Raw genomic sequence first — 13,197 nt, 5'->3', positions numbered from 1 at the left:
CGGCGGCTCTCACTCGGTGCCGTTGATGCGCCAGGTTCCGTCTTCCTTGACCAGCGTGAACGTGCCGTCCTCGGTGGAGCCGGCGACGGTGATCTCGACCGGGACGACGGCGGTGCCGGCGGCCTCGTCGATGTCGGGGGTGCCCACCTCGTAGGTCAGCTCGCTCGCGAACGGGGTCACCTCCGCCGGGTCGCAGTTGCCCTCCTCGGCGATGTAGGCCTCCGTCACCAGGTCCTCCGCCGTGGCGCAGTCACCGTTGACGAAGGACTCCATGAAGGCCTCGGTCACCGACTTCGGGTCGTTCGCGACCGCGTCGGCAGTGCTGGAGCCGCCCGGCGAGGGCACGTCGGTCGATCCGGTGCTGGGGGCGTCCGTCGTGGCGTCCGTCGGGAGGTCGGTCGCGCTCGGCTCGGAGGAGGCGTCGTGGTCGATGGCGTACGACGCCACCAGCCAGGCGCCGTCGACCTGCTCGAGGTTGAAGACGTAGTCCTCGCCGGTGCCCTGGTTGTCGAAGCGCACGGGGACGGTCGCCTCGGCGCCGTCGACGCTGGGGTCGCCGACCTCGGCGTCCACGTCACCGGTCGACAGGAGGCGGAACTCCGCCGACGAGCACGGGTCGGCGGCCTGGGCCGCGTCGGTCATGAACGTCTTGGCCTTGTCGCAGTCGTCGTCCTCGGCCGCGTCGATCAAGCCCTCGACGACCTCGTCGGGCGCGGCGCCGCTGGCGCTGGTGCCCGGGTCGTCGGCGTCCTTGTCGCCGTCCTCGTCGTCGCCGCCGGTCAGCACCAGCACGAGTCCGACGATGATGCCGACGAGCGCGAGCACGCCGGCGATGCCCAGGCCGATCCACAGGCCCTTGCCCTTGCCATCGGGGCCACCGGGGCCACCGACAGGCGTGCCGTACGGCGGGGTTCCGGGGGGACCGGACGGCGGCGCGCCCGGGGGCGGGAAGCCCGGCGGGCCGGGCGGCGGACCGGGCGGGGGCGGGAAGTTCGGCGGGACGGAGCCGTAGGGCTGGTTCGGGTCACTCATGGCTGCACCTCTTCGATGGAGTCGGAGAACCAGGCGTCCCAGCCGGCGGAGTCCGAGGGGAACTCCGAGGGAACACCGTCGCTCGGGAACGAGGTCGGGAACTCCGTGACGGACGACGGGAGGTCGGGCATCGTCGGCAGGTCGGTCGACGTCGGGAAGTCGGACGGGTCGACGGTGGGAACCTCGAGGGACGACTCGGGCGTGCTCGGTGTCGGGGCGTCCGACGGGCTGGTGGTCTCCTCGGTGGCGCCCTTCGTGGGCTCCTCCTCGTCGCTGCCGCCGGTCAGGACCAGGACGCCGGCGACGACGACCCCGATCAGCAGGAGCACGCCGACGACGGCGATCGCGATCCGCAGGCCCTTGCCGCCGCCGACCTTCAGCTGCGACTCGCCGGGGTCCGACGATGGGGTCGCTGGCTGGTCGGGGGTGGGACCGGACACCGGGTCTCCTGGGGAACGTGCGGGCGGGGATCGCGCCTACCGTAGCCGCTGACCGGCACCCTCGAGGGCACGGCCGCCGGATGGGTCAGGCAGCCGCCGTACCTGGAGCCACGACCAGGCCGCCGGACAGCACGTCGAGGTCACGACCGACCGTCAGGTCGAGGGGGTTGGTCAGGCAGCGGATCGAGCCGCCGCCCAGGTGGAACTCGGACACCTCGACCAGCACGACGTCGAAGCCGAGGGCGTCGAGCCAGTTCCGGACGCGACGCGGGCAGTCGGGCATCACGACGGTCCGGCCGACCACGACCGAGTTCGCGCACCAGCTGCCCAGGGCCTCCTCCTCGCTGAGGATCACCGGCTGCGGAACCAGGTCGAGCAGCGCCGTCGCTGACTCGTCGTCGAAGGCCGACGGGCAGACCAGCGCGTGGTCGTCGTCGAGCGGGCAGAAGGCCAGGTCGAGGTGGTACATCCCGGGATGCACGATCCGCAGCCCCCGCACCTGCACGCCGAGGTCGTCGGCGAGGTGCTTGAGGGCGAGCTCGTCGGTGCGCGGACCGTGGCCGACCACCAGGTCCCCACGGAAGGGGAAGGCGTCCCCGGCCTCGAAGTGCGCGCCGATCCCGTCGCGGCCGACGTACGACGGCGCGAAGCCCTGACCCTCGAACCAGGCTCGGGCGGCCGGGGTCTCGATCCGGCGCTGGGGGTAGCGCATGTGGGACAGCAGGACCGAGCGCCGGCCGGGTCCGGTCCACTCGGGTCGGAGCGCGACCAGCCCGAGGTTCATCGCGTAGACCATGTCGGGGGCGTCCGGCAGGGCCGGGATGACCTCCACGGTGGCACCGAGGCCCACCAGCGTGCCTCGCAGGGTCTCCCACTGGTCCCGGGCCCGCGCGGGGTCCGGCTGCACCGCGGGATCCATGTGGGGATTGATGGCGTAGTCGATCCGGTACGCCGACGGGTCCACCATCGCGTAGCGCCATCCCCACTCCAGCGTGCCCTGCACCATCGGCCCCTCCGTCGTCCACCGTCGCACGTCCCGATCGGCTGATTGTCAGACAATCTGACAGTGTCGAGAATAGCGGGTGGTCCGCTCGCGGTCACCCCGGGCGGCAGAATGGGCCCATGCCCGCCACCCCGACCGGCCCCAAGGCCCGCTTCGCCACGCTCAGCGTCGAGCACGCCTCGACCGTGTCGCGGGTGGCCGCCGAGCTGCGGCGGGCCGTCTTCGAGGGCGAGCTGGAGAGCGGCACCCCCCTGCGCGAACTGGCCCTCGCCGAGTCGCTCGGCGTCTCACGACCCACGGTGCGCGAGGCGCTGACCGTGCTGGTCGCCGAGGGCCTGGCGACCCGCGAGCCCAATCGTGGGGTCAGCGTCGCGACCCCCCGAGCGGACTCCGTGCGCGACGTCTGCCGGGCACGGTGGGTCCTCGAGGGCGCCGGCGTGCAGGCATGGACCGCCGCCGACGACGTACGACGCCAGCGGGTCCGCGCCACGCTCGAGGCCTACACGGAGGCGGTCCGCGGCGGCAAGGCGTCCTACGAGGAGCTCAACGAGCGGCACCTCGCCTTCCACGTCTCCCTCGTCGAGCTGACCGGCAGTGCCCGGCTGGTCCACATGGCCGAGGCCCTGATGGACGAGCTCAAGCTGGCGCTCGCCCAGGTCGACCGGCTCAGCCGCAACGCGCACGACGAGGCCGAGGCCCACGAAGGCCTGGTCGCCCTGCTCGAGGCGGGCGAGATCGACGGCCGCCACGGCGCCTACACGTTCCTGCGCAGGCACATCGACGACGCCGAGATCGAGATCATCGAGGCCCTCGGCCTGGAGTGACTGCCCGGGTGACGGATCGGCGCAGTCGTGCCGTGACCTGCCAGACTGAGCGCATGCTGGCCTTCCTCTCCCGCTGGGGCATCACCGCGGCCGCGCTGGCCGTGGCCGCGCAACTGATCGACGGCATCCGTTTCGAGGGCGTCAGGGACGGCGCCGCCGAGATCCAGGACAAGTTCATCCCGCTGATGCTGGTGGCGCTCATCTCGTGCGCGATCACGGCGTTCGTGAAGCCGATCCTGACGTTGCTCTCGATCCCCTTCATCCTGGTCACCCTCGGCCTGTTCCTGCTGGTGCTCAACGCACTGCTGCTGCGGCTCACCGCGTGGCTCGCCGATGGCGTCGACCTCGGATTCCACGTCGACGGGTTCTGGCCGGCCGTCGGGGGCGCGATCATCATCAGTGTCACGACCTGGATCCTCGACGCCTTCGTCGGCGTCGAGGACGAGTGACGACAGCACCCGCACCCCGCACGCCGGGGCGCTACCGGGTCGCCGTCGTCTGCCTCGGCAACATCTGCCGCTCCCCGATGGCCGACGTGGTGCTCAACGCCAGCGTCGCCGACGCCGGTCTCGACGACGTCGTCACGGTCGTGAGTGCGGGGACCGGCGGCTGGCACGCCGGCGACGGGATGGATCCTCGGGCGGCCCGCCTGCTGAGCGACGAGGGGTACGACGCCAGCCGGCACCGCGCCCAACAGGTGCAGGCGACCTGGCTCGAGGAGTACGACCTCGTGCTCGCCATGGACCGGGAGAACCTCCGCGACCTGCGGGAGCTCGGCGCGGCGGATCCGGAGCGGCTGCGGCTGTTCCGGGACTTCGATCCGGAGTCGCCCGGCGACGTACCCGACCCCTACTACGGCGGGGACGCAGGCTTCCGCGACGTCCTCGACATGGTCGAGCGCACCTCGTCCGCGCTGGTCGACCAGATCGCCCCTCTCGTCAGTTCCTGACAACGCCGGGCCGCCTTCTTTGTGAGGGCAGACGTGGCCCGCCGCGCGGGGGCGGCCTAGATTTACTAGGACGTCCTACTAATCTGGAGGGACGAGCAACGACGGGAGAGCGCAATGACGGACATCGCACGCGTGGGCGTGGTCGGCGGCGGACTGATGGGATCGGGCATCGCAGAGGTCTGCGCGCGCGCCGGCAAGGACGTGATCGTCGCGGAGTCCTCCGCAGCGGCAGCCGAAGCAGCACGCCATCGGCTCGAGGCCTCCCTCAAGCGCGCCGAGAGCCGCGGCAAGATCGATTCCGCCGAGGAGGTGCTGGCCCGGATCCGGGTCGTCGACGACCTCACCGCCCTCGCCGACCGCGACCTGGTCGTCGAGGCCATCCTGGAGGACGAGGACGCCAAGACCGCACTGTTCCGTCAGCTCGACCAGATCGTCACGAGCCCGGACGCGATCCTCGCCTCCAACACGTCCTCGATCCCGATCATGAAGCTCGCCGTCGCCACCCAGCGGCCCAGCCACGTGCTCGGCATCCACTTCTTCAACCCGGTGCCGGTGCTCAAGCTGGTCGAGCTCGTCCCGTCCCTGATGACCGCCGACGCGACCACCGAGCGCTCGCGCAGCTTCGTCCAGGACGACCTCGGCAAGCACGCGATCGACTGCCAGGACCGCGCCGGCTTCGTCGTGAACGCCCTGCTGATCCCGTTCATCCTCTCCGCGATCCGGATGCTCGAGTCCGGCTTCGCCACCGCCGAGGACATCGACCAGGGCTTCGTGCTCGGCGCCGCCCACCCGCAGGGCCCGCTCGCGCTCGCCGACCTGATCGGTCTCGACACCACCCGCGCGATCGCGGAGTCGCTCTACGAAGAATTCAAGGAGCCGCTGTACACCGCTCCCCCGCTACTCAACCGTATGGTCGAGGCCGGCCTGCTCGGCCGCAAGACCGGGCGCGGGTTCCACACCTACGCCTGACCGGGTCGCCCCGGCTCGCCCCGGGCTGGGCGCGAGCTCAGTCCGGGAAGTCGCCCGATGCCTTGCGCACGTTGCGCAGCAGGTCGTAGGTCTCGGCCTGCTGCCCGTCGTCGAGGCCGGTGATCGCGAAGTCGATCGCCGCGACCGCCTTGGTCGCCTTGCGCACCGTGGAGCGTCCGGCCGGCGTCAGCCGGGCGAGGGTACGACGACGGTCCTCCTCGTCGGCCACCCGCTCGACGAATCCCTGCGCCTCCAGTCGGTCGATGGCACTGGTGACCGAGGTGGGGTGGACCATCAGTCGCTCGCCGATCTTGCTCAGCGGCAGCGAGCCGCGCTTGCTGAAGAGCAGCAGCACGAGGACCTCGTAGCGCGAGAAGGTCAGGGCGAAGGGCTTCAGGGCGCCGTCGAGAGCTCCGATCATGAGCTGCTGGACACGCATCACCGAGGTGGCCAGACGCATCGACGTGGCGTCGCCGAAGTGTTCCTCCCAGTGGTCGCCGGCGCGCTCGATCGGGTCGAACGGCAAGCGGGGGGCGGGCATGGGGAGGACCCTACCGCTTCCCATATTTACTAGGACGTCCTATTATCGGAAGTCCGAAGACCATGGAAGGCCATCGCATGTCCGACAGCACCTTGCACGTTCCGCAGCACCCGGTCCGCTTCGTGACCGCGTCCAGCCTGTTCGACGGGCACGACGCGTCGATCAACATCATGCGGCGGATCCTGCAGAGCCAGGGCGCCGAGGTCATCCACCTCGGCCACAACCGCTCCGTCCAGGAGGTCGTCGACGCGGCGATCGAGGAGGACGTGCAGGGCGTGGCGGTGTCGTCGTACCAGGGCGGCCACGTGGAGTACTTCGAGTACCTCGTCGAGTCGCTCCGCGAGCGCGGCGCCGGGCACATCAAGGTGTACGGCGGCGGTGGCGGCGTGATCGTCCACGAGGAGATCGAGCGCCTCGCCACGAGCGGCGTCAAGATCTTCTCGCCCGAGGACGGCGTCGAGCTCGGCCTCGTCGGCATGATCAACTCGATGATCCAGGCGTGCGACGTCGACCCGTGGTCGCTCGGCAGCGTCGAGGCCGACGCCGTCGTGTCCGGCGACCGGTTCTCGCTCGCCCGTGCGATCAGCGGCGCCGAGTCCGGTCAGCTGCCCGCCGCGATGATGGCCCGCATCAAGGAGGTCGCGACCGGCCGCACCGTTCCGGTGCTCGGCATCACCGGCACCGGTGGCTCCGGCAAGTCGAGCCTCACCGACGAGCTGGTCCGCCGCTTCCGCATCGACCAGTCCGACAAGCTCCGTGTGGCCGTCATCGCGGTCGACCCGACCCGTCGCCGCGGTGGTGGCGCACTGCTCGGCGACCGGATCCGGATGAACTCCCTCGACGGCGACCGTGCGTTCTTCCGCAGCCTGGCCACCCGCGGCGCCCACGAGCTGCCCGAGCACCTGACCGACGTCATCGACGTCGTCAAGGCGGCCGGGTTCGACCTGGTCATCGTGGAGACCCCCGGCATCGGCCAGGGCGACGCGGCGATCGTGCCCTTCGTCGACGTGAGCATGTACGTCATGACGCCGGAGTTCGGCGCGGCCTCCCAGCTCGAGAAGATCGACATGCTCGACTTCGCCGACCTGGTCGCGATCAACAAGTTCGAGCGCCGCGGCGCGATGGACGCCCTGCGTGACGTCGGGCGCCAGATGGTGCGCAACCGCGAGGCGTTCGGCAAGAAGCCCGAGGACATGCCGGTCTTCGGCACCTCGGCCGCCCACTTCAACGACGACGGCGTGACTGCTCTCTACCAGGAGCTCGCCACGCAGCTCACCGCTCGCGGACTGGTGATGGACGAGGGCGCTCTTCCCCGGGTCGAGGTGCGCCACTCGACCGAGGCCGGCCACATCGTGCCGCCCAACCGGGTCCGCTACCTCGCCGAGATCGCCGACGCCGTCCGCACCTACCACCAGGACACCGACCGCCTCTCCGAGGCAGCGGTCCGTCTGCAGCGCCTCGAGTACGTCCAGGGCGAGGTCGTCTCCTCGGACCTCGACGAGCTGGTGCAGGGCGCCCGTGCAGCGCTCCCGACCGAGGTCGTCGACCAGATCGAGCGCTGGCCCGACGTGGTCGCGTCCTACGAGGGCGACGAGCAGGTCGTCACCGTGCGCGACCGCGAGATCCACACGGCCCTGACGCGGGAGTCGCTCTCCGGCAACAAGATCCGCCGCGTCGCGCTGCCGCGCTACACCGACCACGGCGAGCTCGTGAAGTACTGGCGCAACGAGAACCTGCCCGGCTACTTCCCCTTCACCGCAGGCGTGTTCCCGTTCAAGCGTGACGGAGAGGACCCGGCCCGGATGTTCGCCGGGGAGGGCGACCCGTTCCGCACCAACCGACGTTTCAAGGTGCTCTCCGAGCACGCCGACGCGACCCGTCTCTCGACGGCGTTCGACTCGGTCACGCTCTACGGCCGCGACCCGGACCCGCGCCCCGACATCTACGGCAAGGTCGGCACCTCCGGTGTGTCCGTCGCGACGCTGGACGACATGAAGGCGCTGTTCGACGGCTTCGACCTGGTCGCCCCGTCGACGTCGGTGTCCCTGACGATCAACGGCCCGGCCCCGACTGTGCTCGCGTTCTTCCTCAACACCGCGATCGACCAGCAGGTCGAGGCGTTCGTCGAGCGCGAGGACCGCCAGCCCTCGGTCTCCGAGCTCAACGAGATCAAGGCATTCGCGCTCGCCAACGTCCGCGGCACCGTGCAGGCCGACATCCTCAAGGAGGACCAGGGCCAGAACACCGCCCTGTTCTCCACGGAGTTCTCGCTGCGGATGATGGGCGACATCCAGCAGTACTTCATCGACAATGCGGTGCAGAACTTCTACTCGGTGTCGATCTCCGGCTATCACATCGCCGAGGCCGGGGCGAACCCCATCAGCCAGCTCGCCTTCACCCTGAGCAACGGCTTCACCTACGTCGAGTCGTACCTCGCGCGTGGCATGGACATCAACGAGTTCGCACCCAACCTGTCGTTCTTCTTCTCCAACGGCATGGACCCGGAGTACTCCGTGCTCGGCCGCGTCGCCCGCCGCATCTGGGCGATCACGATGCGCGACAAGTACGGCGCCAACGAGCGTTCGCAGAAGCTGAAGTACCACGTCCAGACCTCCGGACGGTCCCTGCACGCGCAGGAGATGGACTTCAACGACATCCGCACCACGCTCCAGGCGCTCATCGCGATCTACGACAACGCGAACTCGCTGCACACCAACGCGTACGACGAAGCGGTCACCACCCCGACCGAGGAGTCGGTGCGCCGGGCGCTCGCGATCCAGCTGATCATCAACCGCGAGTGGGGTCTCGCGATGAACGAGAACCCCCTGCAGGGCTCCTACATCATCGACGAGCTCACGGACATGGTCGAGGCGGCCGTGCTCACCGAGTTCGACCGGATCTCGGAGCGCGGCGGGGTGCTCGGCGCGATGGAGACCGGCTACCAGCGCGGCCGGATCCAGGACGAGTCGATGCTCTACGAGCACCGCAAGCACGACGGCTCGCTGCCCATCATCGGCGTCAACACCTTCCGCAAGCCTGCCGTCGAGGACGAGGAGCCGCAGTCGATCGAGCTCGCCCGGGCGACCGAGAGCGAGAAGGAGTCGCAGCTGACGCGGGTCCGTGACTACCAGGTGGACCACCAGAACGACGCGACCCGGGCGATCGCTGCGCTCAAGGACGCGGCCGTTCACGGCGAGAACGTCTTCGCCGTCCTGATGGACGCCGCCCGGGTCTGCTCGCTGGGCCAGATCACCGAGGCCTTCTTCGAGGTCGGCGGCCAGTACCGGAGAAATGTCTGAGATCGATGTCGAAGACCGGTCCGCCCGTTCGACGTAGGTTCGGAACCACTCACCTACAAGAACGAGAAGGACTGATCGAGATGCCGCGTTTCATGGGATTCGTACGCATGGAAGAGGGACAGGGCAACCCGCCGCAGGCGCTCTTCGACGCCATGGACAACTACATCGGGGAGCAGGCGCAGAACGGCCACTTCCTCGACGGAGGCGGACTGTTCGGCCTCGAGGACGCCGTGAACTTCGTGGTCCGCAAGGGCGAGGTCACCCGCGTCGACGGCCCCTACGCCGAGGCCAGGGAGGCCGTCGGCGGCTGGGCGCTGCTGCAGTACGACACCCTCGAGGAGGCGATCGCCGGCCAGCAGGAGTTCGCCGACCTCCACGCCAAGCACTGGCCCGAGTGCTCCATGGTCGCCAGCCTGCGCCAGGTCCCCGACGAGGGTCCCACCCCAGCCGACTCCTGACCGCGCGCGAAGTGCGCGGGTTTCTCCGCCGAAGTGGCAGGATTTCTCCGTCGAGGTGCGGCAGATGTCCCGCCCCCGAGGAGCATCCTGCGCACCTCGATGGAGAAAACCTCGCACTTCGCGCCCCCTAGGCTTGGCCGCATGGCCGATGTCACGACCGCCGACGCGATCACCGCCACCTGGCGGCTCGAGTCGGCCCGCCTCGTCGGAGCCCTGGCCCGGATGACCCGGGACGTGGAGCTCGCCGAGGACCTCGCGCAGGACGCGCTGGTCGCCGCCCTGGAGAGCTGGCCGACCAGCGGCGTGCCCGGGAACCCGGGCGCCTGGCTGATGACGACCGCCAAGCGCCGCGCCGTCGACACGTTCCGCCGCGCCGCGACGCTGCGGCGCAAGACCGAGGAGCTCGGCCACGCCGCGGAGGAGGTGAGCGCGATGCCCGACCTGGACTCGCAGGTCGACCACATCGAGGACGACGTCCTGCGGCTGGTCTTCCTCTGCTGCCACCCGGCCCTGACGCCGGAGTCGCGCGCCGCCCTCACCCTGCGCCTGGTCGGGGGCCTGACCACACCCGAGATCGCACGCGGCTTCCTGGTGCCCGACGCCACCATGGGACAGCGGATCTCACGGGCCAAGCGCACCCTCGTCGACGCCGGGGCCCAGCTGGAGCTCCCGACGGGCGAGGAGCGCACGCAGCGGCTCGACGACGTGATGGCGGTGGTCTACCTCGTCTTCACGGAGGGGTACGTCGCCACGGCGGGTGACGACTGGAGTCGACCCGACCTCGCGATGGAGGCCATCCGGCTCGCCCGGCTGCTGGCCGACGTCGCCCCCGACGAGCCGGAGGTCCACGGCCTCCAGGCGCTGCTCGAGCTGCAGGCCTCCCGCCTGCCCGCGCGCACCGACGCCGACGGCGAACCGGTCCTGCTCGACGACCAGGACCGCTCCCGCTGGGACGCCCTGCTCATCCGGAGGGGGCTCGCAGCGCTGACGCGGGCCGAGGAGCTCGCCCGCAGGGGCCTCCCGGTGGGTCGGTACTACCTGCAGGCGGCGATCGCGGCGGAGCACGCACGGTCCGCGAGCGCGGCGGCCACCGACTGGACCCGCATCGCGCGCTGGTACGACGTCCTCGCGACCGCTGCTCCCGGCCCCGTGGTGGAGGTCAACCGTGCCGTGGCCCACGGCCGGGCCGGAGGACCGGAGGCGGGCCTGGCAGTCCTCGACGCGATCGAGCCCGGCGCGCTGCGCGACTCACCGCTGGTGCCGAGCGTCCGTGGTGACCTGCTCGAGCGGGCGGGGCGCCACGAGGCGGCCGCGGATCAGTTCCGGACGGCCGCGGCTCGCTCACGCAACGCCAGCGAGGTCCGCCTCCTCGAGCGACGGGCTGCCGACAACCTGCGTCGCGACGGGTGAGAGCACCCAGTTGACGACGCCGGCGGCCAGCACGACCACAGCGGCACCGAACGGGACGAGGAGAGCCGCTCCGGTCCCGAACCGGTCCGCCAGCGTGCCGGTGACCACGGAGGCCGCTGCCTGCCCCACGATGACGGCCGAGCCGAGCATCGTCATGACCGTGGCGGAGCGACCGAACGGGCTGCGCATCGCGCCGAGGCTGTACTGGGTGACCATCGTGGGCCCGACGCCGATCCCGATCACGAGCAGCAGCGCGCACATCCCGGCCACGGAGTCGACCAGCGGGAGCACGGCGGTGCCGACGACCAGGACGCCGGCGAAGACCAGCCAGCGGGCCCGGAGGCTGAAGGCCGAGGGGAAGAACGCGACGCCCAGGGCGAAGGCGGCCGAGCCGATGCCCATCACGCCGTACACGAGGCCTGCACCCTCGGGGTTGCCGTGCCCACCCATGAAGGCGGTGAGCGAGGTCAGCATCGACCCGAAGAACAGGCCGACGCCGAGGATCCCCGCCACCACGACGACCAGCGCCGGGCGGCCGAGGTCCCGTACGGGTGCCGGCGCGAGCGCCTGGCCCCGGACGGAGCGCACGGCGACGGCGGTGGGGTGCAGGGCGAAGGCCGAGACGAACACGAGGGTGACGACTGCCGCGGCGGCCACGGGCGCCCACGGGTCCACGGCGGTGCCGAGGAGGCCGACGATGAACGGGCCGATGATGAACACCATCTCGTCGGCAGCCGACTCGTAGGCCATCGTCGCGTCGAAGGTGCGCTCGCGGCGGGCCGGGGAGATCCGGGCGGCGATGATCTCGACCAGGCGACTGCGCGACATGGGCGCGATCTGCGGCGCCGTGGCGCCGACCAGGAAGGCCACGGCGAGCACCGCGGCGGTCGGCAGCGGGCTGTAGACGACCCAGGCCATCAGGCCGAGGGCCGAGGTGGACGCGACGCCGGCGACCAGCAGCACCGGCCGCTGGCCGAACCGGTCGGCGGCCGCACCCAGCAGCGGCCCGAAGCAGGCGGCGCCGAGACCGACCATCGCGGAGTTGAGGCCACCCAGCGCCAGCGAGTCGCGCGCGGCCACGACGAGGGTGAGCACGCCCACGACCATCATCGCGTAGGGCAGTCGCGCCACCAGCGCGATGGGGAAGTACGTCGGTCCGGTCGCGTGCCGCAGTGTCGGCGCGTGGTCGGGCGCGTGAGCGATCAGCTGATCAGCCATGTCCTCGGTCCAGGGGTCAGGTGCCGCCTTGGACCACCGGTGGATCGACCGGCGCGAGGTAGTTGCACAGAAGCAATTCGTCGCCTCCATCGTACGACGCACGGACGGCACCGAACCAATTGCTGCCGACTGTCGATACCCTCCCAGCCATGAGCACGCAGCCGACGTACGACCAGCTCGCCACCCTCCCCGCCTTCGCGGTCCAGCCGGTGCCGACCGCGTTCGAGGACAGCAACGGCTTCCTCAACGTCCGGCACTACCTGGGCATCGGCAGCGAGGGACTCGACGAGTCCCTGCACGACATCGGCATCCCCTTCAACTGGCCGATCGTCAGTGGCTTCGCCTGCCTGTCCGCCGAGCACCACCTGACCTACCTGCACGAGCTGCGGACCGGCGACCAGATGTCGGTCCGGGTCCGCCTGGTCGGGCTGTCCGACCGCGCAGCCCACGCGGTGGTCTACGTCCTGGACGACACCAACCAGCGGATCGCCTGCGTCTTCGAGGAGATCTTCCTCTGCGTGAAGCTCGAGGACCGCAAGACCGCTCCGTGGCCCGCCGACGTGGCCGGTGGCCTGGAGCGACGCGTCGCCGAGCACGACGCGCTCGACTGGAAGCCCGCACTCTCCGGGAGCCTCGCGCTCCGCTGAGCGAGACGGTCGCGCGCTCCCGGGCCGGGCTCACTCCCGCTCGACGAGGATCCTGATGCTCGGGAGCAGCGCAAGGCCGTTGACGACGACGGAGAACACCAGCAGGGCCACCGCCCATGTCTCGTGGCCGGCGTCGGCCAGCGCGAGGACGGCGAGCGCGAAGACAGCGACTTTCGCCACCTCACGCACGGGCGTGCTCCCGTAGCGCGCCTTCGGTGAGGCGAACAGGAACCACACCGTCATCGCGACCACCGGCAGCAGCCACACCAGCAACCACCGGGGGTCGTGCTGCCACCCCCACACACCGAACGCCGCCATCGCCAGCAGCTCGTCGACGAACACCAGAGCAAGTACGCACCACCCGAAGATCGCGTTCACCGGTCCGATCATGCCGGTCCGACCCGGGC

The 13,197-nt window shown here is 70.6% G+C and carries 14 protein-coding genes; 8 read left to right on the top strand and 6 right to left on the bottom strand.

The annotated features are described in order from the left end of the window. Positions 1–9 precede the first annotated feature (9 nt). The 3 genes from ASE01_RS05725 to ASE01_RS05715 all read right to left on the bottom strand — a co-directional run bounded on the left by ASE01_RS05725 (position 10) and on the right by ASE01_RS05715 (position 2,478). On the bottom strand, positions 10–1,032 hold the full coding sequence (locus ASE01_RS05725) for a DUF4878 domain-containing protein (protein ID WP_056749208.1): 1,023 nt from the start codon (positions 1,030–1,032) through the stop codon (positions 10–12). Continuing rightward, entirely contained in the window at positions 1,029–1,472 is a 444-nt protein-coding gene (locus ASE01_RS24310) for a hypothetical protein (RefSeq protein ID WP_056749207.1), read from the bottom strand. Before ASE01_RS24310 ends, ASE01_RS05725 begins: the two co-directional genes overlap by 4 nt. 85 nt (positions 1,473–1,557) lie before the next feature. Beyond that, a complete protein-coding gene (locus ASE01_RS05715) occupies positions 1,558–2,478 on the bottom strand; it encodes a dimethylarginine dimethylaminohydrolase family protein (RefSeq protein ID WP_056749206.1) in 921 nt (306 codons plus the stop codon). 116 nt (positions 2,479–2,594) lie between these two features. Between ASE01_RS05715 and ASE01_RS05710 the strand changes: the two genes are divergently transcribed. The 4 genes from ASE01_RS05710 (at position 2,595) to ASE01_RS05695 (ending at position 5,217) form a co-directional block, all read left to right on the top strand. Next, positions 2,595–3,299 carry a GntR family transcriptional regulator gene (locus tag ASE01_RS05710; protein ID WP_056749205.1) on the top strand — a complete coding sequence of 235 codons (705 nt, stop codon included), beginning with the start codon at positions 2,595–2,597 and terminating at the stop codon, positions 3,297–3,299. Between the two features lie 53 nt (positions 3,300–3,352). Beyond that, a complete protein-coding gene (locus ASE01_RS05705; RefSeq protein ID WP_056749204.1) occupies positions 3,353–3,748 on the top strand; it encodes a phage holin family protein in 396 nt (131 codons plus the stop codon). After that, positions 3,745–4,248, top strand: a complete 504-nt coding sequence (locus ASE01_RS05700) for a low molecular weight protein-tyrosine-phosphatase (RefSeq protein ID WP_235535876.1) — start codon at positions 3,745–3,747, stop codon at positions 4,246–4,248. The genes ASE01_RS05705 and ASE01_RS05700 overlap by 4 nt, the downstream gene beginning before the upstream one ends. A 114-nt stretch (positions 4,249–4,362) precedes the next feature. Then, positions 4,363–5,217: a 3-hydroxybutyryl-CoA dehydrogenase gene (locus tag ASE01_RS05695; RefSeq protein ID WP_056749203.1), complete on the top strand. Its 855-nt coding sequence runs from the start codon at positions 4,363–4,365 to the stop codon at positions 5,215–5,217. A gap of 37 nt (positions 5,218–5,254) precedes the next feature. Here the strand turns inward: ASE01_RS05695 and ASE01_RS05690 are convergent, their stop codons facing one another. Then, positions 5,255–5,758, bottom strand: coding sequence for a MarR family winged helix-turn-helix transcriptional regulator (locus ASE01_RS05690; RefSeq protein ID WP_056749202.1), 504 nt, complete (start codon positions 5,756–5,758; stop codon positions 5,255–5,257). 77 nt (positions 5,759–5,835) lie between these two features. On the opposite strand from ASE01_RS05690, the gene icmF reads away from it, so the two are divergent. The 3 genes from icmF to ASE01_RS05675 all read left to right on the top strand — a co-directional run bounded on the left by icmF (position 5,836) and on the right by ASE01_RS05675 (position 10,925). Further along, positions 5,836–9,057: a fused isobutyryl-CoA mutase/GTPase IcmF gene (icmF, locus tag ASE01_RS05685; RefSeq protein ID WP_056749201.1), complete on the top strand. Its 3,222-nt coding sequence runs from the start codon at positions 5,836–5,838 to the stop codon at positions 9,055–9,057. Positions 9,058–9,164: 107 nt separating this feature from the next. Continuing rightward, entirely contained in the window at positions 9,165–9,515 is a 351-nt protein-coding gene (locus tag ASE01_RS05680) for a YciI family protein (protein ID WP_235535875.1), read from the top strand. Between the two features lie 141 nt (positions 9,516–9,656). After that, entirely contained in the window at positions 9,657–10,925 is a 1,269-nt protein-coding gene (locus ASE01_RS05675; protein ID WP_056749199.1) for an RNA polymerase sigma factor, read from the top strand. Here the strand turns inward: ASE01_RS05675 and ASE01_RS05670 are convergent. Continuing rightward, complete coding sequence (locus tag ASE01_RS05670) at positions 10,857–12,143, bottom strand: MFS transporter (RefSeq protein ID WP_056749198.1); 1,287 nt, start codon at positions 12,141–12,143, stop codon at positions 10,857–10,859. The two genes, ASE01_RS05675 and ASE01_RS05670, sit on opposite strands and share 69 nt — an antisense overlap. 149 nt (positions 12,144–12,292) lie before the next feature. Between ASE01_RS05670 and ASE01_RS05665 the strand changes: the two genes are divergently transcribed. After that, positions 12,293–12,790, top strand: a complete 498-nt coding sequence (locus ASE01_RS05665) for a thioesterase family protein (RefSeq protein WP_056749197.1) — start codon at positions 12,293–12,295, stop codon at positions 12,788–12,790. Positions 12,791–12,820: 30 nt separating this feature from the next. Here the strand turns inward: ASE01_RS05665 and ASE01_RS05660 are convergent, their stop codons facing one another. Beyond that, positions 12,821–13,168: a YrdB family protein gene (locus ASE01_RS05660; RefSeq protein ID WP_056749196.1), complete on the bottom strand. Its 348-nt coding sequence runs from the start codon at positions 13,166–13,168 to the stop codon at positions 12,821–12,823. Positions 13,169–13,197: the final 29 nt, after the last annotated feature.

The sequence above is a fragment of the Nocardioides sp. Root190 genome, from assembly GCF_001428565.1.
Classification (GTDB): Bacteria; Actinomycetota; Actinomycetes; order Propionibacteriales; family Nocardioidaceae; genus Nocardioides.
This window is presented reverse-complemented; position numbering and strand designations above follow the sequence as displayed.

Excerpts from the sequence above, each read along its gene's own strand:
- ASE01_RS05690 (WP_056749202.1), bottom strand. The coding sequence starts at position 5,758 with ATGCCCGCCCCCCGCTTGCCGTTCGACCCGATCGAGCGCGCCGGCGAC.
- icmF (WP_056749201.1), top strand. The coding sequence starts at position 5,836 with ATGTCCGACAGCACCTTGCACGTTCCGCAGCACCCGGTCCGCTTCGTG.
- ASE01_RS05725 (WP_056749208.1), bottom strand. The coding sequence starts at position 1,032 with ATGAGTGACCCGAACCAGCCCTACGGCTCCGTCCCGCCGAACTTCCCG.
- ASE01_RS05670 (WP_056749198.1), bottom strand. The coding sequence starts at position 12,143 with ATGGCTGATCAGCTGATCGCTCACGCGCCCGACCACGCGCCGACACTG.
- ASE01_RS05695 (WP_056749203.1), top strand. The coding sequence starts at position 4,363 with ATGACGGACATCGCACGCGTGGGCGTGGTCGGCGGCGGACTGATGGGA.
- ASE01_RS05705 (WP_056749204.1), top strand. The coding sequence starts at position 3,353 with ATGCTGGCCTTCCTCTCCCGCTGGGGCATCACCGCGGCCGCGCTGGCC.
- ASE01_RS05710 (WP_056749205.1), top strand. The coding sequence starts at position 2,595 with ATGCCCGCCACCCCGACCGGCCCCAAGGCCCGCTTCGCCACGCTCAGC.
- ASE01_RS05665 (WP_056749197.1), top strand. The coding sequence starts at position 12,293 with ATGAGCACGCAGCCGACGTACGACCAGCTCGCCACCCTCCCCGCCTTC.
- ASE01_RS05715 (WP_056749206.1), bottom strand. The coding sequence starts at position 2,478 with ATGGTGCAGGGCACGCTGGAGTGGGGATGGCGCTACGCGATGGTGGAC.
- ASE01_RS05680 (WP_235535875.1), top strand. The coding sequence starts at position 9,165 with ATGGAAGAGGGACAGGGCAACCCGCCGCAGGCGCTCTTCGACGCCATG.
- ASE01_RS05675 (WP_056749199.1), top strand. The coding sequence starts at position 9,657 with ATGGCCGATGTCACGACCGCCGACGCGATCACCGCCACCTGGCGGCTC.